Origin of the sequence: Aeromonas sobria (genome assembly GCF_006243315.1) — a bacterium.
Lineage (GTDB): Bacteria > Pseudomonadota > Gammaproteobacteria > Enterobacterales > Aeromonadaceae > Aeromonas > Aeromonas sobria_A.
Genome location: NZ_NKWE01000023.1, coordinates 187,395 through 211,147 on the forward strand (window position 1 = coordinate 187,395; position 23,753 = coordinate 211,147).

A 23,753-nucleotide genomic window follows, 5' to 3' on the forward strand; every position below is an offset into this window, starting at 1 on the left:
CCAGAGATGAAACAAGCGTGGCAGCAGTATCTGCAGATTATTCAACAGGTTGTCAAACCGGCGCTGGGTTGTACCGAGCCAATCGCCGCCGCCTATGCCGCGGCTGTCGCCGCCCGGCAGTTGGGCTGTGAACCCCGCCGCCTCGAAGTTGTGGTGTCGGATAATCTCTACAAAAACTCGATGGGTGTCTATGTGCCGGGCACCGGCAAGATTGGTCTGGCCATCGCGGCCGCCGCCGGCGCCATCGGTGGCAACGCCGATGGCGGACTGGAGGTACTGGCTGCCATTGAGCCCGATCAGGTGGACCGTGCCCAACTGCTGATCGATGCCGGAAATGTGCAGGTGAGCCGCACCGCCGCCCCCGAGTTTATCTTCTGCCGCGTGACCGTGTTTGGTGTTGATGAGCAAGGGGAGGAGCACAGCGCCGACGTGACCCTGTGCGGTGGTCATACCCGTATCGTCGAGCAGCGCCGCGATGGCGAAATAACCTTCGCCGCTGATCAGAGCCAGGGTGGTGCCACCGGTGCCATCTGTGACGGGGTCGATATCAGCATCGCCGCCATCTATGAGTTCGCCACCCAGGTGGAGTTCGAGCAGATCAAGTTCATTCTCCAAGCCTCTGTGCTCAACGGCAAGCTCTCCGCCGAGGGGATGAACAACCCCTACGGTCTGCAGATTGGCCGTACCATGCAGCAGAATATTCAGGCTGGCCTTATTGGTGAGGATGTGATGAACCGCATCGTGATGATGACGGCCGCCGCCTCCGATGCCCGCATGGGGGGCGCCACCCTGCCTGCCATGAGCAACTTCGGCAGCGGCAACCAGGGTATTGCCGCCACCATCCCGGTGATGGTGATTGCTGAGCGTTACGGTGCCAGCGAAGAGCAGCTGGCCCGCGCTCTGATCATGAGCCATCTGGGTGCCATCTATATCAAGTCCCACTATCCACCGCTGTCGGCCTTCTGTGGCAATACCGTGACCAGCGCGGCGGCCTCCATGGCCATGGTCTATCTGGCGGGCGGCAGCTTCGAGCAATCCAGCTTCGCCATCCAGAACGTGTTGAGCGACAGTGCCGGTATGGTGTGCGACGGGGCGAAAGCCTCCTGCGCCATGAAGGTGAGTACCTCTTCAGGTGCGGCGGTGCGCGGCTTCCTGATGGCCCTCAACAGCCACTCGGTATCGGGGCAGGGGATCGTCTCCGACAATGTGGATCAAACCATCCGCAACGTCGGCCAGATGGTGAAGGACGGCATGTCTGCCACAGATACCACCATTATTGATATCATGTCCGCCTGATGTCCCTGTCGGCTGCTGCACGGCCCTATAACCGCCCATACAAGCCATGTGCAGCAGCCCTTGCAAGAAGGTCCCATTGTGAAGCTGCAAGAGTTGAGTGCGAGCGATTTTGAGATCCTCCGGTCGATGGAGAACATAGTGGATGGCATCGCCGCCATGTATGGCCAGCACACCGAGGTGCTGCTCCACAGTCTGGATGGGCGCAATCCCTCGATCATCAAGATTGCCAATGGTCATATCACTGGCCGCAGTGTCGGCGCCCCCATCACCAATCTGGCGATGATGAAGCTCAAGAGCGGGCAGGATATTTCCAGCCCCTACATGACCAAGTGTGCCACCGGCAAGACGCTGCGATCCCTGACCACTGTCATTCGCAATAGTGAGCATCAGGCAATCGGGCTGCTCTGCATCAATAGCGACATGGATGCCCCGTTGCAATCCGTGCTGCGGACCATGATGCCGGAGTGCATGCATCCCCACGAGAGCCATGCCACACCTGAGGTGTTCGCCCGTAACATCGACGAAGCGCTCAACAGCACCATCGACACCGTCAGTGCCGAGGTGCGTGGCAACGAGGCGGTGCCGCCGTCCCAGAAGACCCGGATCATCGTCAACCAGCTGCACGACATGGGGATCTTCGAGCTTAAAGACAGTGCCCAGATCGCCGCGCGCCAGCTCGGCATCTCGGTTCACTCCATCTACCGCTATCTGCGGGAGATCAAGAACGGCTGAGCCGGTTCAATCCGGCCACTCTGGTAGCAAACGGGTCAGCAGTGACCCGTTTTTACGCCCGTTGGTGCCACCCTGTTTGCGTCATCACACTTGCCTATCTGCTATCATCGTCCCCCTTCATTTTTCTATCTATCTGAATGTGCTGGAGAAACCATGTCTCGACTCATCTATCTGCTGCGCCACGGCCAGACCCGATTCAATGCCGAGCAGCGTCTGCAGGGGCGTTGTAACTCCGATCTGACCGACAAGGGCGAGGCGCAAGCCATCGCCATGGGACAGCGGCTGGCCGACGAGCTGGCGGATCCTGCCCGCTGGACTGTGTATGCCAGCCCGCTCGGGCGTGCTCGCCAGACTGCGCTGCTGGTGTGCGAGCAGCTGGGGCTGGCGGCGGATCGCATCGTCTGGGACGATCGCTTGATGGAGCTGGGAATGGGGGAGTGGGAGAGCTGCCAGATCCCGGAACTGCGGCTTGCCCACCCCGAGCTCGATACCGGCAGGGGGGACTGGTATCTGCAAGCGCCGGGGGCAGAGAGTTTCGAGAGCATTCAGCGCCGGGCACACCAGTGGTTGCTGGATCCAACGCTCGCCGAGCGGACCATCGTCATCTCCCACGGTTTGCTCGGCGCCATGCTGCGCGGCGTCTACGCCGATCTCGACTATGAGGCGACCTGGTCACAAGAGTTGCCGCAAGATGCCTTCTATAAGCTGCAAGATGGTCATATCACCCGCATTGCCTGCTAGTTGCCGTAAGGTAGGCACCATGGCATGGACTATGATGGCCACCTTCGGATGCCCATTTTGCCGCAGTTCAACACATCAGAGCACCTTATCGCGGCAAGATGAGGTATCTTATGCCCCGATTTCATCCATTAAACGGATCCGAGACCCCATATGATCATCAAACCCAAGGTTCGCGGCTTTATCTGCACCACCACTCATCCGGTCGGTTGTGAAGCCAATGTTCGTCGCCAGATCGCTTATACCCAGGCCAAAGGCACCATCGAGAATGGTCCCAAGAAGGTGCTGGTGATCGGCGCTTCCACCGGTTATGGCCTGGCCTCCCGGATTGCGGCTGCCTTCGGTAGCGGCGCCGCCACCCTCGGCGTCTTCTTTGAAAAAGCGGGCACCGAGTCCAAGACCGGCACCGCTGGCTGGTACAACTCCGCCGCCTTCGACAAGGCCGCCAAAGAGGCGAGCCTCTACGCCAAGAGCGTCAACGGCGATGCCTTCTCCAACGAGTGCCGTGCCAAGGTGATCGAGCTTATCAAGCAGGATCTGGGTCAGATTGATCTGGTGGTCTACTCCCTGGCCTCTCCGGTGCGTAAAATGCCGGAGACCGGTGAAGTGGTGCGCTCTGCCCTGAAACCTATCGGCGAGACCTACACCACCACCGCCATCGATACCAACAAGGATCAGATCATCACCGCCACCGTCGAGCCGGCGAATGAGGAAGAGATCCAGAACACCATCACAGTGATGGGCGGTCAGGATTGGGAGCTGTGGATGGCTGCCCTGCGTGATGCAGGGGTGCTGGCTGACGGCGCCAAGTCGGTGGCTTACTCCTACATCGGCACCGATCTGACCTGGCCAATCTACTGGCACGGCACCCTGGGGCGCGCCAAGGAAGATCTGGACCGCGCCGCCACCGCTATCCGTGGCGATCTGGCAGCCAAGGGCGGCACCGCTCACGTGGCCGTGCTGAAATCCGTGGTGACCCAGGCCTCTTCCGCCATTCCGGTGATGCCGCTCTATATCTCCATGGCCTTCAAGATCATGAAGGAGAAGGGCATTCACGAGGGCTGCATGGAGCAGGTGGACCGCATGATGCGCACCCGTCTCTACGCTTCCGATATGGCGCTGGACGAGCAGGCGCGCATCCGCATGGATGACTGGGAACTGCGCGAAGATGTGCAGCAGACCTGCCGCGATCTGTGGCCCTCCATTACCAGCGAGAATCTCTCCGAGCTGACCGACTACACCGGCTACAAGCAGACCTTCCTCGGCCTGTTTGGTTTCGGGCTGGATGAGGTTGATTACGATGCGGATGTGAATCCGGACGTGAAATTCGACGTGGTCGAGCTCTGATCCTGACGTAAGCGAAAACAGGGCTCCTTCTTGTTCCAAAGAGGGGCCCCGGGATTGCTAAAGCCCCCTCTTTGGAAAAAGAGGGGGCTTTTTTATCAACGCAATGGCGTTGCGGTGGCGTGGTTGCCTCGCACTATGGTCGTGAGGGGGAGAGCGCCACATCGGTTGCCAGCATCATGGTGTGTAAGAGGAAAAAAGGCTCCGAAGGAGCCTTTTTGTTGCGACGAGTTGTACTTACTGCTTGTAACCCTTGAGGAAGCGGGCGAGGCGGCCAATGGCCTCTTCCAGCTCCTCTTCACGGGGCAGGAACACCAGCCGGAAGTGATCCGGCGCCGGCCAGTTGAAGCCGGTACCCTGCACCAGCAACAGCTTCTCTTGTTGCAGCAGGTCGAACACCATCTTCTGGTCGTCGCGAATGTCATACACCTTGGGGTCAAGGCGCGGGAACATGTAGAGCGCCCCCTTGGGTTTGACGCAGGAGACCCCCGGAATGTCGTTGAGCAGCTCCCACGCCTTGTCCCGCTGTTTGCGCAAGCGGCCGCCCGGCAGGATCAGCTCGTTGATGCTCTGATAGCCGCCGAGCGCGGTCTGGATGGCGTGTTGCATCGGCACGTTGGCGCACAGCCGCATGGAGGCCAGCATCTCCAGCCCCTCGATATAGCCGCGGGCGCGTCCTTTGGGGCCAGTGATGACCATCCAGCCCTGACGGAAGCCACAGGCGCGGTAGGCCTTGGAGAGACCGTTGAAGGTCACCACGATCACGTCGTCACACAGGGTGCAAACGCTGGTGTGGGAGATATCGTCGTAGAGGATCTTGTCGTAGATCTCGTCGGCGAAAATGATGAGGTTGTGCTGGCGGGCGATCTCGATCACTTCCAGCAGGAACTCGCTGCCGTAAACGGCGCCGGTCGGGTTGTTGGGGTTGATCAGCACCAGGCCGCGGGTGCGCGGGGTGATGCGGGCGCGGATGTCGTCGAGATCCGGATACCAGTCAGCCCCTTCGTCGCAGCGATAGTGCACCGCATGGCCACCGGAGAGGGTGACGGCAGCAGTCCAGAGCGGGTAGTCGGGGGAGGGCACCAGCATCTCGTCGCCGTTGTTGAGCAGCGCCTGCATCGCCATCACGATCAGCTCGCTGGCACCATTGCCGATATAGATGTCGTCGATATCGACTTTGCGCATCCCTTTTTGCTGGTAGTACTGCATCACCGCCTTGCGGGCAGAAAACAGCCCCTTGGAGTCGCAGTAGCCCTGGCTTAGCGGCATGTTGAGGATCACATCCTTGATGATCTCTTCCGGGGCATCAAAACCAAACGGGGCCGGGTTGCCGATGTTGAGCTTGAGAATGCGGTGGCCTTCGTCTTCGAGACGGCGGGCTTCTTTATGCACCGGGCCGCGGATGTCGTAGCAGACATCGTCGAGCTTGTGCGACTTGTCGATAGTGAACATGGTGACTGTGATTCCTTCCCCATGGGGACGCGTTGGCGAAAAAGGCGATTTTTTAGTATCAAATTTCTTTTCCCCTATTCTTCACAGAATTGAATGCTAGAACAATCCTCTTTTTAGAAGAAATCCCTGATTTTTAGCCCTGAAACAGGGTTGCCAAATCATTAAATTCAGCACGATCGTTTGTGTGACTAGAGGTTACCAGTGAAAGATGGTGGGCTGATTAACAAAGATACCCGACTGTGTTGAAATATTGGTATCCACTGGCACGATGAGCTTGTGTACAAAACTTTCTTATCCCCTTTGTGATTTGAGGCAAGCTGGTACCGGCTGATTTGGTTAGCCATACTCGACGACTCATGTCATCGCATCGACCCACCCATATTGAGGCATTCCCATGCATGCACCCGTTCCTGGCCGTTATCGCCACTTCAAGGGGGGTTACTATCAAGTGCTCACCCTCGCCCTGCATACCGAAACCCAGGAGCAGCTGGTGATCTATCAATCCGAGCAGGATGGTCAGGTCTATGCTCGCCCTGCCGCTATGTTCATGGAGTGGATCGAGCATCAGGGGCAGGTTGTCAGCCGCTTCACGCCTGCCGGGCATATGGCACCTTAGCTGAGCGATATACGAGCGCTCCTGATATGTAGCGTCAATCCTTGTCGCACCATGTTTGTAGTGGCAGCACCATATGCCACCCCTCGATAGTGATAAATATCTCATTTAATCAATTGTTTGTGATGGGTATCACAAAAATCACACATTTCTGTAAGGTTCGCATTCTCGAGCGACACTCCCATAATGCTGCGCTTATTAAATCTAAGGCTTTTTTTGAGTCTTTTTTACTGTTATCTCATTGGGAGAATGAATGTGAAACCTGTTGCTGCTGAGTTTATGGGCACTTTCTGGCTGGTATTGGGCGGGTGCGGCAGTGCTGTGCTGGCAGCGGCCTTTCCGCATGTGGGGATCGGTCTGCTGGGGGTCTCGCTGGCCTTTGGTCTGACCGTGTTGACCATGGCGTTTGCCATCGGCCATATCTCCGGTTGCCACCTCAATCCGGCCGTTACCGTCGGTCTGTGGGCGGGTGGCCGTTTCCCTGCATCCGGCGTGCTGCCTTATATCGTGGCGCAAGTGCTGGGTGGCATCGCCGCTGCAGCCGTGCTCTATGTGATTGCCAGTGGTCAGGCCGGGTTTGATCTCTCAGCCGGTTTTGCCTCCAACGGCTACGGTGAGCACTCTCCGGGTGGTTACAGCCTGACTGCAGCACTGGTGTGTGAAATGGTGATGACCGGCTTCTTCCTGTTCGTGATCATGGGTGCCACCGATAGCCGCGCCCCTGCCGGTTTCGCGCCGATCGCCATCGGCCTGTGCCTGACCCTGATCCACCTCGTCAGCATTCCTGTGACCAATACCTCGGTCAACCCGGCTCGCAGTACTGGCGTAGCCCTGTTTGTGGGTGACTGGGCTGTGAGTCAGCTGTGGCTGTTCTGGGTTGCCCCGATTGTCGGTGCCATTCTGGGTGCGCTGGCTTATCGCCTGGTGGCGACTGAGCAGAAGTAATCGTTCAAACAAAAGTGTGGTATCGACACGCCTGCGGGCGTGTTTTTTGTTTCTGGAGGGATGGAAGAGATAATTATCAGCGCCGAGGGTTAGAGCCCCTTGGCCTGCAGCATATCTTTGTAGCGTTGGTGCAATAGCTGGACGCGTTCCACATAGGCGCGTGTTTCTGCGTAGGGCGGGATACCGCCATGTTTTTGTACGGCTCCCGGGCCGGCATTATAGGCAGCGGTTGCCAGCGCTACATTGCCGCCATATTGCCTGAGCAAGCCAGCCAGGTATTTTACCCCGCCGAAGATGTTCTGCTCGGCCAGCAGAGCATTGCCGACCCCCAGTTCTTGCGCAGTGGCAGGCATCAGCTGGGTCAGGCCCATCGCCCCCTTGCGGGAAACCGCCAACGGATTAAACGCTGACTCGGCATGGATCAGCGCCCGGATCAACGCCGGTTCAACCTGATAGGTTTTGGCGGCTGCCTTGATGGTGCTGGCATAGTCATAGAGGAACAGCCCTGTGGTCTGCCAGTTGACGCTGGATTTGGGGTTGCAGGCGAAGCAGTCATTGAATAGCAGCAGCTCGTAGTGGCCTTGTTCGGGTGCCATGTCGGAGTAGCGTACCACCCCGTTCTGCTGCACCGATTTATAGACCTGGATCTGTTTGCTGCCTAGGGTTGCCGTGGCTGGCACGGGAGGAGTATCGGCCTGGCGCAAGGGGGAGGGGGTAACAGTGAGAAATACCACCTCTGCAGGAGGCGGTGTCTGGCTCCATCCTGCCAGCGGTAACAACAACATATGGCCTGCCAGCATCCATGCTTTCAACCCTGGACTCCTTCCCGTGGTGATGATGTTGAGTAAAGCATCATGACGAGCGCGGAACAAGCGGCGAAAACGGGCAAATGGCTTATGGCAGTGACCGGGATCAAAGAATCCAAAGCAAGAAGAGGTTGTTATGAGGCAGGCTCTTTGGTTCAGGTAGGGATGGGCAATCATCCCCCCTGCTGTGTCGAGCGGGATGGTAATAGCAGTCGCTTTTTTGTGAATGGCAGCCATGTTATCGTGCTGCTGTCACAGGCACTGATTAGCCAGTGAAATTTAATAAACTGATTTCAAGGGATTAATCTGTGACGAGCCAGCCGGCGATGGAGCTTGTTTTTGAAGAGTACTGCGATGCAGACCTCTCTCTTATCAGGGACTATTACGAGACGACATTTTCCCACTATGTGCCGGATCTGGCCGAGCGGATCTTTGTCGTACGTGACGCGCACTGGTTGGTAGGGGCGGTGCGGTTGCGGGACGAAGAGGAGTTCTATCACTTGTGCGGCTTTCGTCTGTTGCCCCACTATCAGTCGTTGGGGCTGGGTTCCAGCCTGTTGCAACATGCCTGCCGCGATTTGCTCGAAAAGCCGGTGGTCTGCCAGGTGCTGCCTTTCGAGAAGCCGTTTTATCTCAAGGCCGGTTTTGCCGATATGCCGCTCAACCGATTGAGTGGGTCACTCTTCTCACTGTATGAGCGACAGCAGCAGCAAGGCTATCAGGTTGAGCTACTGATACGAGAAGGCACCCAGCTCCTCCCGAATTAAGTAGTCAACGAGGCTTGGTCAGCAGGTGGATCTTGCCCGGTGACAGCTCCAATCCCAGCAGATTTTCCTTCAGCCAGGCCTGATCCGGGTCTTTGTCATTGAGTTTGTAGACAGGTTTGCTCTCCAGCCGTTTCTCCATGCTCTGCAGCAGCATATTGAGCATGAGCCCGAACTTCTTCTCGGCCGCCTCCGGCTCCAGCTTGTACTCCACCAGCTTCATGTTATCGAGAAACAGTGCGCTCTGGGCCTTGTCATAGCGGGGTCTCGCCTCATAGGTCATCTGCAGGCGGGCGTCATATTCGGTATTGTCGGGCAGGGCTATTTTGAGCTTGCCCTTGCCATAGACCCGGGCGGTATCGGGACGCTGGCGACCAATTTGTACATCGCTCTGTTCTAGCTGCACATGGGCCTTGATGATGCCAGGCAGCTCCAGCTGTTTGTCGATTTGCACCTGGGATTGCAGGTACTGGTTTATCTGTTGCTCATTGATGTCATATGAGCCCTGGCTTAGCATGGCCAGACTCAGCAGCATAGATTGCAGGATCATGGGGGCGACCTGATAGAATGGATTTGTCTTACAGCATACCATTTTGACCATGTTGGGTCTGCCCAGCGCACTGTTTGTCGATCACAAGGAGTCCCCGTTGCTCAACGGTTTGGAATACGATCTCCACCTGCTTTTCTCCCGTTTTTTGGGCTGGCTGCTACTGCTTTTTCATACCGTGATCGTCACCGGGGTGTCGTTTCGGGTGATCATGAAGCGGCGTCCTATCGGGGTATCGCTGGCTTGGCTTGCCCTTATCTATGCCATTCCGTTTGCCGGGGTAGGCTTCTACATCTTGTTTGGCGAGATCAAACTGGGTCGCCGCCGCGCTGAGCGTGCCCAGGCCATGTACCGCCCTTATGCTATCTGGACGCGTCAGTTGGCCCGTCTGTTTCCCCAGCACTGTTGTGAGGTGGGTGCCAAGGCGCTGCCTTTGCACGATTTGATCCAGAGTCGCTTGGGGATGCCGATGCTGTCTGGCAATCGCATGACGCTGCTGAACAAACCCGAATCGATATTACGCGAAATAGTGCGCGATATTCGTCAATCCTCCCAGTCTTGTTATCTGGAGTTCTACATCTGGCACCCGGGTGGCGATGCTGACCAGGTATGCGAGGCGTTGATTGAGGTGGCGCTGCGCGGCGTGGATTGTCGTTTGTTGCTCGATTCGGTGGGCAGCAAACAGTTCTTCCGGTCACACTGGCCGAAAAAGTTGCGCAAGGCGGGGGTCAAGCTGGTGGAAGTGCTGCCGGTCGGTGCTTGGCGCATTCTGTTCCAGCGCCAGGATCTGCGCATGCACCGCAAGCTGGTGGTGATCGATGACCGGGTGGGTTACACCGGCTCGATGAATATGGTGGATCCCCGTTTCTTCAAACAGGATGCCGGCGTCGGCCAGTGGGTCGATATCATGATCCGGGTACAGGGCCCCATGGTACCACTGATGTGGTCCATCTTCGTCTGGGATTGGGAGATGGAGACCGGCGAGCGGTTGCTCGACAGTTTGCAGCACGATCCTGAGGTCTGGCCCCAGACCAACTACCGTGCCCAGCTTATCCCGTCGGGTCCTTTCGTTGGTGGCGATTGTATTCAGCAGAGCCTGCTGCTGGCCATTTATCAAGCCCGTAGCCATCTGGTGCTAACCACCCCCTACTTCGTGCCTGATGATCCGCTGGCGGCAGCGCTCAGCTCGGCGGCTGCTCGCGGGGTGCAGGTGCAACTGGTATTGCCCGAACGCAACGACTCCATCATGGCTAACTATGCCTGTAATGCCTTTATGGAGGAGCTGCTGGCGGCAGGGGTGGAGATCTATCGTTATGATGCCGGTTTGCTCCATACCAAGAGTGTGCTAGTAGACGATGACTTTGCTTTGGTGGGCACGGTTAACCTGGATCGTCGTAGCCTCTGGCTCAATTTTGAAGTGACCCTATTGGTCGATAACCCCGCCTTCGTGGCTCAGATGACTCGCTTGGTGCAGGGTTATATGACGGAAGCGACCCCGATGACGCTGGCCAAATGGCAGGCGCGCCCCTGGTACAAAAAGGCGATGGAGAACATCTTCTATCTCTTCAGTCCCTTGTTGTGACGCTGTGATGAGCCGGCAGAATGTTGGCTTGCTATCTGATTGGACTTGCCTCGTCCCGAGTCCGCCCCGTAGAGTGCAGTGACAACTCCCTGGAGACACATGGATTTATGAAAAAGATAGTGGCCCTCGCCGTGGGTGCGGCATTGATAGGTGGTGGTTTGGCTGCCTGTTGGTACACCGGAAACAGCTTCGATAACATAGTGGCGGAGCAGATTGCCAAGGTGAAGAACGAGACAGGCCTGGAACTGCAGTGGCTACCGGGCAACAGCAATCTGTTCGCGCGTGACGGAGTGTTGAAGCTGGTGGTCACCCCACAGGAGATGGCGGCACTCGATAGCAATCTGCAAGGGGATCAACCACTGGATCTGCAGTTTGTCGTGACCAGCCGCATCTTGCCGCTCTATATCAAAAGCAACGTGCTGCTTGATACCAAACAAGGCTCTCTGGCGCCGGTGTTTGCCACGCTGGGGATGGAGCAGTGGCAATTAGGTGTGGAGTCAGTGAGCAGCCTGTGGACCCAAGCCAACAGCAGCCGCTTTTGGGCTAACGAGTTCAAGGTCAAACAGGGGCTGGACGAGTTTAATTTTTTGCCACTTAGCGGTGAGTTCCACGGCGATCTGGAGGGGAGTGGCCACCTCACCATGACCTGGCAGGGAATGACAGTGCATGAAGAGCAGAGCAAGATGGATCTGGTGCTGGCCGACCTGAAGGGCAGCGCCGACATCGCCGAGATCAGCGGTGTCATGCTCTCTCCCCAGAGTGAAATGGCTCTGGCGGCACTGACCTTGCAACTGCCCGATAGCGTCAAGGTGTCGTTGCAGGGGCTGACCACCACGACCCAGCTGACAGGGGACAATGCCCAAACCCTCTCCAGCAGTTATCAGATGAAGATTGCCAAACTCGATCTGGAGAGTGAAACCGATACCTTGGCATTAACGGACAGCAAGTTGGCGCTTAACCTCAAGGGGCTGGATCTGGAAGGGTATCAGGGTCTGCAGGCTGCCAGCGGTCAGGGGATTGAGGATAGCGCCATCCAGCAGGCGCTGGACAAGATGCTCAAACGTGGCGCAACCCTGGAGCTGGCCGACCTGAGTGCCAAGCTCAACGGTGAAGCTGTCGCCATGAAAGGGGATGTGGCGCTGGCGTCCACCTCGCTGGAGCAGCTGTTCAATAGCGAGGAGGGGATGCAGGCACTGAGTGGCCAACTGCATGCCAGCCTGAGCGACAAGCTGGGCAAGGCGGTGCCGCAACTGGCCCCGATGCTCGATCAGTTGACCCTGATGGGTTATCTGAAGGCCGATCAGCAAAAACTGATCTCCGAGCTGAAGCTGGTGAAGGGTGCCGTGACGGTGAATAATTTGCCGCTGTGATAGATGGTGTGTAAACAACAACGGCTCCCGCGGGAGCCGTTGTTGTTTCTGGCATTTGCATACGTGCCGCGTTGGCGCTTACTTGAAGACCACCGTCTTGTTGCCGCAGACGAATACCCGCTCGTTCAACACCAGCTCCAGCGCCCGGCTCAGCACCGATTTCTCCACATCACGGCCCGCTTTGGCCATGTCATCGGCACTGAAGGCATGACCGACGTGGATCACATCCTGCTCGACGATGGGGCCTTCATCCAGATCGTTGGTCACGAAGTGAGCGGTGGCGCCAATCAGCTTGACCCCACGATCGAACGCCTGTTGATAAGGGCGGGCGCCGATGAAGGCGGGCAAGAAAGAGTGGTGGATGTTGAGGATCTTGCGCGGGTAGGCCTCAACGAAGCTCGGGGTCAGCACCCGCATGTACTTGGCCAGGATCACATAGTCAGGCTCATAGCTGTCGATGATTGCGCGCACCTGCTCTTCATGCTCGGTACGGCTCAGCTGGTCGTGACTGACGGTGTGGAACGGAATATTGAACTTGCCGGTGAGCTCGCCGAGGGTGTCGTAGTTGCCGATCACCGCGACGATATCCATATCCAGCGCGCCCGCGTAGTTCTTCATCAGAATGTCGCCAAGGCAGTGGGTCTCCTTGGTCACCAGAATGACGATACGCTTCTTGCCTGCCTTGACCAGACGGCGCTCGGCGCCAGCGGGCAGGGCATCGTCCAGATCTGCCAGCAGGGTCTCGTCGTTGAAACGCCCCTCCAGCTCGGTACGCATAAAGAAGCGGCCATTTTCGTGATCCACAAACTCATCGTTCTTGATGATGTTGAGCTGGTGCTTGTAGCAGATGTTGGTGATCTTGGCGATGAGCCCTTTGGCATCCGGGCAATCCGTGAGCAGTATTTTCTTTTCCATCTCTGTCATTTTCCGTTTGTGGTGTTGGCGCCGCTGTCTGCGCAGGGAGCGCATTTATTCAGGCTCTCATTTCGAGGCACTGTTTATGGTTGTTGTGGGGGGGAACTATGCCATAAACCGATCCGCACCATAAAGCACTTCGCCAGCCTGGGTGGTGCAGTAGTGAGCGGCAGCGGAGGTCACTCATTTGATCCGGTGTTGAAACGGTTTTCAGCCAGCAGGGGATTTTGGCTGGTATCTGCAACCGTTTTTCTTTAGGCTGTCTGCGCTTATTCTCAGGGCGGGGTGCAATTCCCCACCGGCGGTATCCCGATTGACTCGGGGAGCCCGCGAGCGCCCGACCTGGCAGATTGCCGGTTCGGGGTCAGCAGATCCGGTGAGATGCCGGAGCCGACGGTAATAGTCCGGATGAAAGAGGATAAGACAGACATTGCCGCGTTGGCCCTTGTGGGCTGGCTGCTGCATGCTTATCTCTGTCTGCCTTTCCGTGCCCTGATTCTGGTCCTTGTCTTGTTTAGGAGTTTTACCATGAATCAGTCTCTACTCAGTGAATTCGGTGATCCCATTGCCCGTGTCGAAGCGGCCCTGACAGCCTTGCGTGCCGGTAGCGGCGTGCTGGTGGCCGATGATGAAGATCGGGAGAACGAGGGTGACCTTATTTTTGCCGCTCAATCCATGACCAATGAACAGATGGCGCTGATGATCCGCGAGTGTTCCGGCATCGTCTGTCTCTGCCTGCCCGACGAACGGGTTCGTCAGCTGGAACTGCCGATGATGGTGGACGCCAACTCCAGCCATTACCAGACTGCTTTCACTGTCACCATCGAAGCGGCGCAGGGGGTGACCACCGGTGTCTCTGCGGCCGATCGCATCACCACCATCCGTGCTGCCATTGCCGATGGCGCCAAACCGGGGGATCTGCATCGCCCGGGTCATGTCTTCCCGCTGCGGGCACGTACCGGTGGAGTGCTTACCCGTCGTGGTCATACCGAAGCGACGGTCGATCTGATGCAACTGGCCGGTCTCAAACCGTTCGGTGTGTTGTGCGAATTAACCAAAGAAGATGGTTCCATGGCTCGGCTGCCTGACCTGATTTCGTTTGGTCGGCAGCACCGGATGCCGGTACTGACCATTGAAGATCTGGTGCAATACCGTCAATCGGCGTCAGATCGAACAGCTTAAGCCTCATACGAAATTGTAATAAGGCAAAAAGTTGGGTAACCTTTGTCTGTGTTTCCACCATGCGGCACTCATTTTTTAGAGATTTTGGATAAAAACTGTCCACTCGAAAAAAAATGAGGCTTTTAATGCGTTTATCTGTGGTGGGGACTATGCAAAGTATGATTTTTTTGTGCCATAATCACGCCGCTTGCTAAACGTCTGGCGAGTTCAAGGGAGCTTTAAAAATGAAAAAATTGTTGTTGGTAGGTGTTGTTGGTCTGTCCGCTCTGCTGGGCGGTTGTGCAAACACCAGCGAACTGGAAACTTCCGTTCAGAATCTGTCTAACAAAGTTGACCAACTGGCTCAAGATGTTAGCGCTGTTCGTGCTGATCAATCCAAAATTGCTGCTGATGTTTCTGAAGCCAAGCAAGAAGCTATGCGTGCTAACCAGCGCATCGACAACATGGCTACTTCTTACAAGAAGTAATCCATGCGAAAAAAATGGCGCAATTATGCGCCATTTTTTTTTGCCTGAAATTCACCGTTTCCCTGTCTGTACGTCCCTGTCTTTACCTGTGACCCATGAGGTCATGCCGGTCTCCCGGCACTCCCCCATCATTACCAGCCAGTTCGACTCTTGATCAGTAGAGCAGACTATAGAGTTTGCGACGGTAGTTCTGCGCTGCCGCTGTGTTGCCCATGGTCGCCAGAATATCGAGATAGGTCTTTCTGGCGTCGCCGAATGCCAAGTCCCGCTTGAGGATCTCCAGCAACAAGCTCAGTGCCTCTTCTTGACGGCCAGCCTGGTGGTATTGCACTGCCAGCTCCTGGGTCAGGGCAAAATTATCGGGTTGTTCTGCATGGCGGGCTTCCAGCGCACGCAACTCGGGGCTGTCTGCCGCTTGCAGCGCCAGCGCCAGTCGTGAGCTCAGGGTATGGAAGTGATCATCCTGTGCCACCATGGGGATCTGGCCGAGACGCTCCTGCGCTTCATCCAGCAGATTGAGGTCGAGCGCTGCCTGAATCAGCCACAGGCTGATGTCGTGGCGCTCGGGCGCCAGCTGGTGGGCCTTGGTCAGGTGGGCATAGGCGATGCTGGGCTGTTCCTCCGTCAGCGCTTGCTGTCCTTTGCTCAGCAGCTCTTCCTCTTCTTTGGGGGCGAAGGCGGCGAAGTACTGACGCAAGGTCGCTTCATCCTGCGGGCCTTCAATAATGGATTGCTCATCAGGTCGTCCCTGATGGAACAGCACCAGCGCTGGCAGGGCGCGCAGGCCAAGTTGGCTGGCCAGCGGTTGCAGCTGGGGATCGTTCATGTCCACCTTGGCCAGAGTGACCTGCTCATTGGCGGGCCCAACCAAAGACTCGATCAGCGGCGTCATCCCCTGACACTCCGGCATCTGCGGCGCATAGAAGTAGATGACGACCGGTTTCTTCATGGACGCATCGATCAGTTCGGCGTGAAAATTCTGGGGAGTAATATCGACGATCATGAGTTGGACTCTTTAATAAGGGTGGTAAGTAACATGGGGTTGATAGGCAGGCAATTCAAGCGCTCATCCAGTCGGTAAACATTCACCGTGGTTGCCGCCCCGGCCAGGCTCAGCCAGCCGTTGGCAAAGGGCCAATCCTGCACCTGATAAGTAAGGTTATCCAGCCGATTGTCGAGTCGCCACTCTTCATCCGGGATGAAACGCACCTTTTCGAGCCCTGCGGCTATGCCGCCACCGTGGGCTTTCAGTACCGCCTCCTTGCGCGACCAGAGCCGGTAGAAGGCGCGCTCCTGCTCGTTAGCGGGCAGCGCGCAGAGCCACTCATATTCACTCTGTGCATAAAATCGGCGGGCCAGGGGGAGGGGATTATGCCGCCGTTTGCCCAGTTCGAGATCCACCCCCAACGGCCCCTGCGGGCAGAGCGCCAGCACCAGCCAGTGGCCACTGTGGCTGAGGTTGAAGTACCAGCCATTATCATGCAGCCGTGGTTTCCCGTGTTCATCTTGGCAAAATTGCAAGCTGGCCGCGGTTTGCTGCAGCCGTTCAGCCAGTAGCTGGCGCAAGAGGGCACGGCTTATCAGGTACTCCTGACGGCGAGCGGGATGGGTGATGGTTTGCCAGATATGCCGTTCATTGTCCGACAACCACTGTGGTAATTGCAGCAGTTGTTGCTGGCATACGGCGGCTGAATTTAACAAAAAAAGATCGGTTTCGATCATTGTTATTCACTTAAAAAAGGTGCGGAAGCAGGGATAAAAGTCAGTTATCTATGAGCCCCAAGGCTCTTTTAGCGATTGTATATTGTTTGGGCATGATCACATTAATTATGAAAAATAGTGCATTTCCTTGCAAAAATGTGAGCTCGATAGGGATTTTAACTTGCCTCGATAGAATTCTTGGATATAGTCGGGTGCTGTTGCCTTATAAATTGCCCTTTGGGGCCGTATTTTAACAAGATTGACTCTTTTGCGGGGATAAAGGATTGCGCCACCTGATGCTACTGCTGGTCGCGCTCGGAATGGTGGGTTGTGCCTCGGCACCCCAGACCGAGGTCGCGAGCAAGATCGAAGTTTCCATGGTTGAACCTGTCATTGAACCAGAAGCTTCCCAGACACCCGATGTGAATGAAATCCTGACTGTATATAAAGAGTGGCGTGGCGTTCCGTACCGGATGGGTGGCAGTAGCCAGCGGGGTATCGATTGTTCCGCCTTTGCCCGCGAAGTGTTCCGCAATGCTGTCGGTGTCGAATTACCCCGAGATACCCGCTCCCAAGTTCATGAAGGGACGCGCGTCGCCAAACAGGATCTGGTCGAAGGTGATCTGGTCTTCTTCAAAATCAATCGTCGTCTCAACCACGTGGGTATCTACGTCGGCAATGGTGAATTTATCCACGCCTCGACCCGCGCCGGGGTGACACGCTCCAAGCTGGACAGCCAATACTGGCGCAGCAAGTTCTGGCAAGCTCGCCGGATCGACATCTGAGTCAGGCTGGACAAACGGCTCGCAGTACGGACTGTTTTTCCAACCTCACTTGAACCGGGCTCGATAGCCCGGTTTTTTATTGCCGTCGTTTAGACTTTCCCGAGTCAAATCACTATAGTGTGGGCCCGTTTTCTTCGGCAGGCTCAGCATGAAACCCCGCACCCCATCAGCCGGTGGCCCCCAGTCGGGCGACCGCAAATCCGGACTTCACTCCCGTAATCGCCATCAGGCGGGCTACGACTTTGCGGCGCTCTGCCTGCGAACCCCCGAGTTGGCCGCTTACGTCTTTACCAATGACTACGGGACTCGCACCATCGATTTTGCCAATCCCGATGGGGTCAAGGCCCTCAATCGTGCCCTGCTGGCCCATCACTACGGCATTGCCCACTGGGATCTGCCCGCCGGTTACCTCTGTCCCCCCATTCCGGGACGGGTCGATTATCTGCATTGGGCGGCCGACCTGCTGGCCGAGAGCGCGGGCCACATCCCTACCGGCAAGGGGGTGAGGGTGCTGGATATCGGGGTGGGGGCAAACTGCATCTATCCACTGCTCGGGTGCCGCGAATATGGCTGGCGCTTCGTGGGGTCTGATATTGATCCGGTGTCGGTCAAGGCGGCGACCTTGCTGACCAAGAGCAATGGGCTGGGTAATCAGATTGAGTGCCGCCTGCAGGGTAATGCCAACCATGTGTTTCGCGGCATCATAGGGCCGAAGGAGCGCTTTGCCCTGACCCTGTGCAATCCACCGTTCCATGCATCGCTGGAAGAGGCGAGCAAAGGCTCTGAGCGCAAGCTGCGCAATCTGGGGAAAGAGGTCACCGGGACTCCGCTGCTCAATTTCGGTGGTCAGAAGGCCGAGCTCTGGTGCGAAGGGGGAGAGGCGGCGTTTCTGGCCAACATGATTGCCCAAAGCAAAGAGTTTGCCAGCCAGTGCCTCTGGTTCAGCTCGCTGGTGTCAAAAAAAGAGAACCTGCCGGGGGCGAAAAAGGCATTGGCACGGGTGGGGGCCTGTCAGGTGCGGGTGATCGACATGGCGCAAGGCAACAAGGTGAGCAGGATCCTGGCCTGGTCGTTTGTTGATGATGCCAGCATGGTCGGCTGGTGGTCAGCCACGCGCTAAAGAGTGCCAGCGGGCTCGCCAAGGTGCTTTTTAGGGGGGCGCCCTAGTGCTGGCTTCGCCAGATGCTTGCTTGGTAATCTGGTTTTTAACTGGCGAATACCGCTGCTTTTTGTAGTTTAAGTGGTTACTTATTCCGTGGTACACGTGTACGCCGAGATTTTTTTGCACTTACTGCTGAAACTTTAATAAAATAGGACTGGTTAGACCTCTTATTCGGCATTGAATCAAATAGGGATCGGTAAATGAAAGTTGTCGATTTTCTGAAGCGCAAGCGTGAAATTCTGGCGCAGCACCCCTTTGAGCTCAAGGATTGGCTCTCTCCGGCGATCCGCGACTACTGGCGTGAGTTTCAGCAAAAGGCACATCTTCACCCTTTGTTGGGACGTGTACTGGACTTGCAGAGTGAGTCTCAGAGCGAACAGCAACAGGATGCAGCAACCGTGGCACAAGTGGCCAACGGTCAGCCGGTCATGGCCCAAGAGCCCGCGATGGCGTTGTCAGGCGAGATTGGCGAGCTCTATGGGGTTCTGCAGGCTCGGGTTGGCGAAGAGACCCATGTGGGTGAGTGGCTGCATATCAGCCAGCAGATGATCGATCAGTTTGCTGCGGCAACTGGCGATAACCAATGGATCCACACCAATCCTGAGCGGGCGGCCGCCGAGTCGCCTTTCAAGACTACCATTGCTCACGGTTTCCTGACTCTGTCGCTGCTGCCGCAATTGACCGGTTCGGTCGATGAGGCCACCCCCGAGTTCCCGACCGCCCGTATGGTGGTGAACTTTGGGCTGGATCAGGTGCGTTTCCCGTACCCCATCAAGGTGGACAGCAACATCCGCGCCCGTACCAAGTTGGCACGGGTGACCCCGATAAAGGGTGGGTTGGAGCTGCTCAAGGAGATCAAGGTGGAGATCGAAGGGATCCGCCGCCCGGGTTGCGTGATCGAGTCAGTGACCCGCATCTATTTCTAAGCGCCCTGATTGGTATGAATGATGAAACGGGCCCACTGTAGTGCTCAACTAACAGTGGGCCCGTTTTTTTGCCTGTTTGTTGCCAGTTGTGAGGTGTCAGCCATTGCGCGCCGACCCCAGCTTGATATGACTCACAAAACCGAACCCACTGCAGTTATCCAGCTCCCATTTTGGCCACATTGAGGTCTGACGAGACAGAATGTTGTGCGACTATTGGCTCCTAATTCCCTATTCTGGTGACAATAGTGCCCATCAATCACAAGATTATTCTGCCACTACTGCTTAGCCTCGCTATCTTGCTGATCCCGACCCAGTGGATCCCGCTGGAGGGAATAACGGTGATCGAGCAGCGGGTCGTGGCCATTTTCGTGCTGGCCGCCCTCTGCTGGATCCTGGAGCCCATCCCCATCTTCGCCACCTCGGTGCTGATCATCGTGCTGGAGTTGCTGCTGCTCTCCGACAAGGGACTCTGGTTTATGACCGCCGACAAGGCAGAGCCGGGGTTTGGTGAGCTGCTCAAATCGACCGAAGTGATGGCGACCTTTGCCTCGCCGGTCATCATGCTGTTTCTCGGCGGTTTTTTCCTCGCTATCGCTGCCACCAAATATCAGCTGGACCTCAATCTGGCACGGGTGCTGCTGCGCCCCTTTGGCCGGGATCCCAAGATTGTCATGCTGGGATTGATGTTGATCACTGCCACCTTCTCCATGTTCATGAGCAATACCGCCACCACCGCCATGATGCTGGCCATTCTCTCACCGGTGCTGGCGGTCTTTCCCGATAAGGACCCCGCTAAAATCGGCTTCGTGCTGGCCATTCCGCTGGCGGCCAATCTGGGCGGGATCGGTACCCCCATCGGCACTCCGCCCAACGCGGTGGCGCTCAAATACCTGACCGGTGAGCATGCCATTTCGTTCGGTCAGTGGATGGGGTTTGCGGTGCCCTTTGTCGCTGTGCTGCTGTTGCTCGGCTGGTTTCTGCTGGGGCGCTTCTTCCCGAGTACCCTCAAGCGCATTGATCTCAAGATCGAGGGGCGCTTTATGCAAACCCCCCGTGCCTGGGTGGTCTACCTCACCTTTATCACCACCATAGTGCTCTGGCTGCTGGGGGATCTTCATGGCATGAGCTCCTATGTGGTTGCCCTGATCCCGGTAGCTGTGTTCCTGACCACCGGCATCATCACCAAGGATGATCTGCACAAGATCTCCCTCGACGTGCTCTGGCTGGTGTCAGGTGGTATCGCGCTGGGGCTGGCACTGGAGGATTCTGGTCTGGCGGAGCGACTCATCACCCACATTCCGTTCCATGAGTACTCCACGTTGGCGGTACTGGTCGGGGCCTGTCTGCTGGCGGTGGTGATGGCCAACTTCATGTCCAATACCGCAACCGCTAACTTGCTGTTGCCACTGGTGGCGGCGCTGGCGGTCAGCATGCCGGAGTTGGCTGAGTGGGGTGGCAGCCATACCCTGATCCTGGCGGTGACCATTTCGGTCTCGCTCGGAATGTCGCTGCCCATCAGTACCCCGCCCAATGCGCTGGCCCACGCTACTGGCCTGGTGGAGAGCCGCCAGATGGTGCGGATCGGCGTCATCATGGGACTGGTCGGCACCCTGCTGGCGATGGTGTGGATCTACCAGATTGCGGCCTGGGGGCTGATCTGACCGTGGCCCTTGCTTGTCATGCCATGGTCCTGCGTAGGCAAGGGTGCACTGCACCGTGCACGCGAATGACAAGAGGAGCCAAATTGGCTCCTCTTGTTTGTGCTCGACTGAGTGATCGAGTTAGAAACTGGCACCCAGACTGAGCAGATGCTTGAACTCGGTCTCTTTATATTTTTGCTCCGGGCCATCAAAGTGAATCTTTCCATCTTCCCACTCCATCTCGCTCGACCAGGAGAGACGCAGGTGATCATTGAAGTAGTAGCGCAGCCCCACGCTGCCGGTCACATCTCGATCCAGTGTGATATAGGGGGAGGGCTGATCCAGATAGACCAGATAGCGCCCCTGACTGAACAGCTCCAGTTTCTTCTGCCACAGCGGGACAGGTTGGCGATAATCCCAGCTCATGCTGGCAAAGGGATAATCAATGATCCGGTTGCCTTTAAAGTACGCCCCAATCCCGCTCTCTTCCCTGAAGTAGGCTTTGCGCAGGCCCCCTTGTGCCACGAACTCTAGCCGATGGCGCTTCTCGTTCCAGAAGCGGTAGCCCGGGCCTGTACCATAGTCGAGGCTGAGGTAGTTGCTCTCCAGCATGTCATATTCGGCATTGAGCGAGCTGCGCACAAACCACTGCTGATCGAAAAAGTAGTCAAGGGTCGGGTTCAGCTTGTAGTCGTGGCTATCGGTGACGCTGTCAGAGGTTTCGTAGGAGTATTCACCGGAGAGGCTGTAGCGCCAGTCCAGATTGGCCAGCTCGGTCTTGCCCTTGAAGTTGACGTTGTTGGTGTGTTTGTCTTTGTTTTTGAGCTTGACGTTGAGATCGCCATTGCCGGTCCAGAGCCAGGCATTGCGCTCATCCTGCTCATCCTTGAACAGCTTGATCCCCCCTTTGGCAGTCGCCTTGGGTTTATCCTGCTTCTCCAGCCGCCAGCGCTTGATGGCATCCCGCTGGACGGTAACTGCGCCGGTATAGGGCAGGGCGATACGCACCGACTCCTCGCCGATCTCTTCAATGGTGCCGGTCAGGCGATCGCCGTTGTTCATCCAGAGAATGTCCTTTGCCCACAAGCAGTGGCTGGTCAGGATGAGCACGAGGGGCAGGTATTTCATGGCGTATGACAACTCCGGTATGACTCAGGCTCTGATGGCTTAACCACTGCTGATCTAGCCGCTGGATAGCTAGCTACTGATAGGCCGGGGCAGGCCATTTTTACTGTCCAGCGCAGCGGAGACTTCATCCTGTGCGACCTCAGGGGCCGCGATAAAGTGCTCTATGGCCGGTGATAGCACCAAAGGGGCCCCATTTTCAAGCTCCTCTTCGGTACGGGAGAGCGGGGAGTGTACCTCCAGCCAGCGCCGCCCATCCGGTTCTATGGCCACCTTGACCGGTTGATTGATAACCCGCACCGGCGTACCGATAGGCACCATTTTGAACAGCGCCTCGATATCGTCCGGCCGCAAGCGGATGCAGCCAGCGCTCACCCGCAGACCTACGCCAAAATCCTTGTTGGTGCCGTGGATCAGGTAGTCGCGCTTGCCATAGCCAAGGCGCATGGCGAACTTGCCGAGGGGATTTTCCGGGCCGGGGGGCACCACGGCGGGCAGGGTGATCCCTTTTTGCTCCAGCCAGGATTTACGCACCATGGGGCCGGGCACCCAGGTCGGGTCGGGATTTTTCTCGATGACGGTGGTGGCCATCTCCGGCGTTTCGCGGCCAATGTCACCGATCCCGATGGGCAGCACGATCACCTCGCTCTTGCCTTTGGGGAAGTAGTAGAGGCGCAGCTCGGGCAGATTGATGACGATCCCCTCGCGCGGCACATCGGGCAGCAGCATCTGGGTGGGCAACGTCAAGCGGGTGCCTGGCTTGGGTAAATAGGGGTCTACGCCGGGATTTGCCTCAAGCAGCGCCAAAAAACCAATCTGGGTATGTTTGCCAACCAGCTCCAGATGCTCATCCTGCTGGATGATGTAATCCTCCAGCTCGCCCACGAGGCGGCTCTCTGGCGGCGGCAGCGGGTAGCGCTTGGCCTGAGCCGGAGCGGCGCAGAGCATGGTCGCAGCCAGCAGCAGGGATAGCGCAGGCTGTATGGAGAGGGGCATGAGTATCGGTAATCGCATAGGGAGATCCATCAGTTCAATCGGGGCGGAAAATCATCAAAGCAGCCGCCAGGATGGCGCGATTGTTCCTCAATCAGCCCATGATTACCAGCCTGCTGCGCGCCCTGAAGCGCTTGGGGATAGATAAGAAACCGGCCAAAATCGGCCTCTCCCGCATCTCTGGCTGCCAAGTGGGAAAAACAGATACAAGATTGCGACCTGATGAATAAGTACGGCGAAAGAGCGGTATGTGGAGGAAGTCCATCTAAACGCCGCCAGCAGGGCGAGTAGATCGTTCACGTGCATTCACCTTGAATGGGAAACTGTGCTCATCGGATGGGAGGGGCAGGCTTGTCTATTCCAAGCGGCCTGTCACTGTGGCCAGCGCGTGCCGCATTGTGAGCCTGCTCCCAGATATCTTATTTAGCCATTTGATATATATCATATTTTGTTGCTATCCCGTCCTGGCTTGAGTCAAAATCTGCGCCATGGAGAGATGCCGGAGTGGCCGAACGGGATTGACTCGAAATCAATTGTGGCAGCAATGCCACCCAGGGTTCGAATCCCTGTCTCTCCGCCATATACCAAGCCCAGCCTGTTTATTAGGTTGGGCTTTTTCGTTTTGTTGTTTTTGGATATGCCATCCAGGGCGTTGTTTCCCAAATCAG

At 56.9% G+C, this 23,753-nt stretch carries 25 protein-coding genes, 1 tRNA gene and 1 riboswitch; of the genes, 18 read left to right on the forward strand and 8 right to left on the reverse strand.

The genetic code is table 11. The features are described 5' to 3' along the window. Positions 1 to 6: 6 nt before the first annotated feature. The 4 genes from CF137_RS08005 to fabV all read left to right on the forward strand — a co-directional run bounded on the left by CF137_RS08005 (position 7) and on the right by fabV (position 4,113). Positions 7 to 1,296 (forward strand): L-cysteine desulfidase family protein, encoded by a 1,290-nt coding sequence (locus tag CF137_RS08005; RefSeq protein ID WP_139718625.1) that lies wholly within the window; start codon positions 7 to 9, stop codon positions 1,294 to 1,296. A 78-nt stretch (positions 1,297 to 1,374) separates the two neighbouring features. Beyond that, on the forward strand, positions 1,375 to 2,028 hold the full coding sequence (locus CF137_RS08010; protein WP_101324306.1) for a helix-turn-helix transcriptional regulator: 654 nt from the start codon (positions 1,375 to 1,377) through the stop codon (positions 2,026 to 2,028). A 153-nt stretch (positions 2,029 to 2,181) separates the two neighbouring features. Then, positions 2,182 to 2,769 (forward strand): histidine phosphatase family protein, encoded by a 588-nt coding sequence (locus CF137_RS08015; RefSeq protein WP_139718626.1) that lies wholly within the window; start codon positions 2,182 to 2,184, stop codon positions 2,767 to 2,769. Positions 2,770 to 2,919: 150 nt separating this feature from the next. Continuing rightward, positions 2,920 to 4,113 carry an enoyl-ACP reductase FabV gene (gene fabV / locus CF137_RS08020; RefSeq protein ID WP_139718627.1) on the forward strand — a complete coding sequence of 398 codons (1,194 nt, stop codon included), beginning with the start codon at positions 2,920 to 2,922 and terminating at the stop codon, positions 4,111 to 4,113. A 234-nt stretch (positions 4,114 to 4,347) separates the two neighbouring features. Here the strand turns inward: fabV and CF137_RS08025 are convergent, their stop codons facing one another. Beyond that, positions 4,348 to 5,562: a pyridoxal phosphate-dependent aminotransferase gene (locus CF137_RS08025; protein ID WP_101316991.1), complete on the reverse strand. Its 1,215-nt coding sequence runs from the start codon at positions 5,560 to 5,562 to the stop codon at positions 4,348 to 4,350. Between the two features lie 394 nt (positions 5,563 to 5,956). Here CF137_RS08025 and CF137_RS08030 point away from each other — a divergent pair, with 394 nt between their 5' ends. Together CF137_RS08030 and aqpZ are read left to right on the forward strand one after the other, a co-directional pair. Further along, a complete protein-coding gene (locus CF137_RS08030; protein ID WP_139718628.1) occupies positions 5,957 to 6,178 on the forward strand; it encodes a DUF1653 domain-containing protein in 222 nt (73 codons plus the stop codon). A 252-nt stretch (positions 6,179 to 6,430) separates the two neighbouring features. Further along, positions 6,431 to 7,120, forward strand: a complete 690-nt coding sequence (gene aqpZ, locus CF137_RS08035; protein WP_042656004.1) for an aquaporin Z — start codon at positions 6,431 to 6,433, stop codon at positions 7,118 to 7,120. An 89-nt stretch (positions 7,121 to 7,209) separates the two neighbouring features. Here the strand turns inward: aqpZ and CF137_RS08040 are convergent, their stop codons facing one another. Continuing rightward, complete coding sequence (locus tag CF137_RS08040; protein WP_162515496.1) at positions 7,210 to 7,920, reverse strand: lytic transglycosylase domain-containing protein; 711 nt, start codon at positions 7,918 to 7,920, stop codon at positions 7,210 to 7,212. 54 nt (positions 7,921 to 7,974) lie between these two features. Here CF137_RS08040 and CF137_RS08045 point away from each other — a divergent pair, with 54 nt between their 5' ends. Beyond that, entirely contained in the window at positions 7,975 to 8,202 is a 228-nt protein-coding gene (locus CF137_RS08045) for a hypothetical protein (protein WP_139718629.1), read from the forward strand. Between the two features lie 50 nt (positions 8,203 to 8,252). Beyond that, positions 8,253 to 8,693, forward strand: a complete 441-nt coding sequence (locus tag CF137_RS08050) for a GNAT family N-acetyltransferase (RefSeq protein ID WP_101317046.1) — start codon at positions 8,253 to 8,255, stop codon at positions 8,691 to 8,693. A gap of 4 nt (positions 8,694 to 8,697) precedes the next feature. On the opposite strand, the gene CF137_RS08055 is transcribed toward CF137_RS08050, so the two are convergent. Beyond that, positions 8,698 to 9,240: a DUF1439 domain-containing protein gene (locus tag CF137_RS08055; protein ID WP_162515495.1), complete on the reverse strand. Its 543-nt coding sequence runs from the start codon at positions 9,238 to 9,240 to the stop codon at positions 8,698 to 8,700. Positions 9,241 to 9,337: 97 nt separating this feature from the next. On the opposite strand from CF137_RS08055, the gene cls reads away from it, so the two are divergent. Continuing rightward, the gene (gene cls / locus CF137_RS08060; RefSeq protein ID WP_139718644.1) at positions 9,338 to 10,819 is read left to right on the forward strand and encodes a cardiolipin synthase; all 1,482 of its coding nucleotides are present in this window, start codon (positions 9,338 to 9,340) and stop codon (positions 10,817 to 10,819) included. Positions 10,820 to 10,926: 107 nt separating this feature from the next. Then, complete coding sequence (locus CF137_RS08065; RefSeq protein WP_139718630.1) at positions 10,927 to 12,189, forward strand: DUF945 family protein; 1,263 nt, start codon at positions 10,927 to 10,929, stop codon at positions 12,187 to 12,189. Positions 12,190 to 12,267: 78 nt separating this feature from the next. Here CF137_RS08065 and purU read toward each other — a convergent pair whose 3' ends face one another. Then, positions 12,268 to 13,104, reverse strand: a complete 837-nt coding sequence (purU, locus tag CF137_RS08070) for a formyltetrahydrofolate deformylase (protein ID WP_101317050.1) — start codon at positions 13,102 to 13,104, stop codon at positions 12,268 to 12,270. 267 nt (positions 13,105 to 13,371) lie between these two features. Continuing rightward, a riboswitch (FMN riboswitch) is annotated at positions 13,372 to 13,528 on the forward strand. Positions 13,529 to 13,632: 104 nt separating this feature from the next. Between purU and ribB the strand changes: the two genes are divergently transcribed. Both ribB and CF137_RS08080 read left to right on the forward strand, forming a co-directional pair. Then, entirely contained in the window at positions 13,633 to 14,286 is a 654-nt protein-coding gene (ribB, locus tag CF137_RS08075) for a 3,4-dihydroxy-2-butanone-4-phosphate synthase (RefSeq protein ID WP_139718631.1), read from the forward strand. A gap of 224 nt (positions 14,287 to 14,510) precedes the next feature. Next, on the forward strand, positions 14,511 to 14,753 hold the full coding sequence (locus CF137_RS08080; protein ID WP_042021193.1) for an Lpp/OprI family alanine-zipper lipoprotein: 243 nt from the start codon (positions 14,511 to 14,513) through the stop codon (positions 14,751 to 14,753). A gap of 154 nt (positions 14,754 to 14,907) precedes the next feature. On the opposite strand, the gene CF137_RS08085 is transcribed toward CF137_RS08080, so the two are convergent. Together CF137_RS08085 and CF137_RS08090 are read right to left on the reverse strand one after the other, a co-directional pair. Beyond that, a complete protein-coding gene (locus tag CF137_RS08085; RefSeq protein ID WP_139718632.1) occupies positions 14,908 to 15,756 on the reverse strand; it encodes a tetratricopeptide repeat protein in 849 nt (282 codons plus the stop codon). Beyond that, the gene (locus tag CF137_RS08090; protein WP_139718633.1) at positions 15,753 to 16,475 is read right to left on the reverse strand and encodes a 4'-phosphopantetheinyl transferase family protein; all 723 of its coding nucleotides are present in this window, start codon (positions 16,473 to 16,475) and stop codon (positions 15,753 to 15,755) included. The genes CF137_RS08085 and CF137_RS08090 overlap by 4 nt, the downstream gene beginning before the upstream one ends. 275 nt (positions 16,476 to 16,750) lie before the next feature. On the opposite strand from CF137_RS08090, the gene CF137_RS08095 reads away from it, so the two are divergent. The 4 genes from CF137_RS08095 (at position 16,751) to CF137_RS08110 (ending at position 20,988) form a co-directional block, all read left to right on the forward strand. Further along, positions 16,751 to 17,239 carry a C40 family peptidase gene (locus CF137_RS08095; protein WP_162515494.1) on the forward strand — a complete coding sequence of 163 codons (489 nt, stop codon included), beginning with the start codon at positions 16,751 to 16,753 and terminating at the stop codon, positions 17,237 to 17,239. Between the two features lie 148 nt (positions 17,240 to 17,387). After that, on the forward strand, positions 17,388 to 18,359 hold the full coding sequence (gene rlmF, locus CF137_RS08100) for a 23S rRNA (adenine(1618)-N(6))-methyltransferase RlmF (protein WP_139718634.1): 972 nt from the start codon (positions 17,388 to 17,390) through the stop codon (positions 18,357 to 18,359). 242 nt (positions 18,360 to 18,601) lie between these two features. Continuing rightward, positions 18,602 to 19,327, forward strand: a complete 726-nt coding sequence (locus tag CF137_RS08105; protein WP_101317005.1) for a MaoC family dehydratase — start codon at positions 18,602 to 18,604, stop codon at positions 19,325 to 19,327. Positions 19,328 to 19,572: 245 nt separating this feature from the next. Continuing rightward, positions 19,573 to 20,988, forward strand: coding sequence for an SLC13 family permease (locus CF137_RS08110; RefSeq protein WP_139718635.1), 1,416 nt, complete (start codon positions 19,573 to 19,575; stop codon positions 20,986 to 20,988). 120 nt (positions 20,989 to 21,108) lie between these two features. Here CF137_RS08110 and CF137_RS08115 read toward each other — a convergent pair whose 3' ends face one another. Together CF137_RS08115 and CF137_RS08120 are read right to left on the reverse strand one after the other, a co-directional pair. Then, the gene (locus CF137_RS08115; protein WP_139718636.1) at positions 21,109 to 22,095 is read right to left on the reverse strand and encodes a DUF481 domain-containing protein; all 987 of its coding nucleotides are present in this window, start codon (positions 22,093 to 22,095) and stop codon (positions 21,109 to 21,111) included. Positions 22,096 to 22,164: 69 nt separating this feature from the next. Next, positions 22,165 to 23,106 (reverse strand): L,D-transpeptidase family protein, encoded by a 942-nt coding sequence (locus tag CF137_RS08120; protein WP_414731097.1) that lies wholly within the window; start codon positions 23,104 to 23,106, stop codon positions 22,165 to 22,167. Between the two features lie 53 nt (positions 23,107 to 23,159). On the opposite strand from CF137_RS08120, the gene CF137_RS21970 reads away from it, so the two are divergent. Together CF137_RS21970 and CF137_RS08125 are read left to right on the forward strand one after the other, a co-directional pair. Continuing rightward, positions 23,160 to 23,315, forward strand: coding sequence for a hypothetical protein (locus CF137_RS21970; protein ID WP_162515890.1), 156 nt, complete (start codon positions 23,160 to 23,162; stop codon positions 23,313 to 23,315). A gap of 260 nt (positions 23,316 to 23,575) precedes the next feature. Beyond that, a tRNA-Ser gene (locus CF137_RS08125) sits at positions 23,576 to 23,665 on the forward strand. The last annotated feature ends 88 nt before the right edge of the window (positions 23,666 to 23,753 follow it).

What these genes read in the sequence shown, in the direction of transcription:
- CF137_RS08095 (WP_162515494.1), top strand. Translation starts at nt 16,751, where the DNA reads ATGCTACTGCTGGTCGCGCTCGGAATGGTGGGTTGTGCCTCGGCACCC.
- CF137_RS08120 (WP_414731097.1), bottom strand. Translation starts at nt 23,106, where the DNA reads ATGCGATTACCGATACTCATGCCCCTCTCCATACAGCCTGCGCTATCC.
- CF137_RS08115 (WP_139718636.1), bottom strand. Translation starts at nt 22,095, where the DNA reads ATGAAATACCTGCCCCTCGTGCTCATCCTGACCAGCCACTGCTTGTGG.
- CF137_RS08030 (WP_139718628.1), top strand. Translation starts at nt 5,957, where the DNA reads ATGCATGCACCCGTTCCTGGCCGTTATCGCCACTTCAAGGGGGGTTAC.
- CF137_RS08055 (WP_162515495.1), bottom strand. Translation starts at nt 9,240, where the DNA reads ATGATCCTGCAATCTATGCTGCTGAGTCTGGCCATGCTAAGCCAGGGC.
- CF137_RS08105 (WP_101317005.1), top strand. Translation starts at nt 18,602, where the DNA reads ATGAAAGTTGTCGATTTTCTGAAGCGCAAGCGTGAAATTCTGGCGCAG.
- CF137_RS08065 (WP_139718630.1), top strand. Translation starts at nt 10,927, where the DNA reads ATGAAAAAGATAGTGGCCCTCGCCGTGGGTGCGGCATTGATAGGTGGT.
- CF137_RS08015 (WP_139718626.1), top strand. Translation starts at nt 2,182, where the DNA reads ATGTCTCGACTCATCTATCTGCTGCGCCACGGCCAGACCCGATTCAAT.
- CF137_RS08085 (WP_139718632.1), bottom strand. Translation starts at nt 15,756, where the DNA reads ATGATCGTCGATATTACTCCCCAGAATTTTCACGCCGAACTGATCGAT.
- CF137_RS21970 (WP_162515890.1), top strand. Translation starts at nt 23,160, where the DNA reads ATGGCGCGATTGTTCCTCAATCAGCCCATGATTACCAGCCTGCTGCGC.
- fabV (WP_139718627.1), top strand. Translation starts at nt 2,920, where the DNA reads ATGATCATCAAACCCAAGGTTCGCGGCTTTATCTGCACCACCACTCAT.
- CF137_RS08050 (WP_101317046.1), top strand. Translation starts at nt 8,253, where the DNA reads ATGGAGCTTGTTTTTGAAGAGTACTGCGATGCAGACCTCTCTCTTATC.
- purU (WP_101317050.1), bottom strand. Translation starts at nt 13,104, where the DNA reads ATGGAAAAGAAAATACTGCTCACGGATTGCCCGGATGCCAAAGGGCTC.
- CF137_RS08045 (WP_139718629.1), top strand. Translation starts at nt 7,975, where the DNA reads ATGACGAGCGCGGAACAAGCGGCGAAAACGGGCAAATGGCTTATGGCA.
- CF137_RS08040 (WP_162515496.1), bottom strand. Translation starts at nt 7,920, where the DNA reads ATGCTGGCAGGCCATATGTTGTTGTTACCGCTGGCAGGATGGAGCCAG.
- CF137_RS08080 (WP_042021193.1), top strand. Translation starts at nt 14,511, where the DNA reads ATGAAAAAATTGTTGTTGGTAGGTGTTGTTGGTCTGTCCGCTCTGCTG.
- ribB (WP_139718631.1), top strand. Translation starts at nt 13,633, where the DNA reads ATGAATCAGTCTCTACTCAGTGAATTCGGTGATCCCATTGCCCGTGTC.
- rlmF (WP_139718634.1), top strand. Translation starts at nt 17,388, where the DNA reads ATGAAACCCCGCACCCCATCAGCCGGTGGCCCCCAGTCGGGCGACCGC.
- CF137_RS08005 (WP_139718625.1), top strand. Translation starts at nt 7, where the DNA reads ATGAAACAAGCGTGGCAGCAGTATCTGCAGATTATTCAACAGGTTGTC.
- CF137_RS08090 (WP_139718633.1), bottom strand. Translation starts at nt 16,475, where the DNA reads ATGATCGAAACCGATCTTTTTTTGTTAAATTCAGCCGCCGTATGCCAG.
- CF137_RS08025 (WP_101316991.1), bottom strand. Translation starts at nt 5,562, where the DNA reads ATGTTCACTATCGACAAGTCGCACAAGCTCGACGATGTCTGCTACGAC.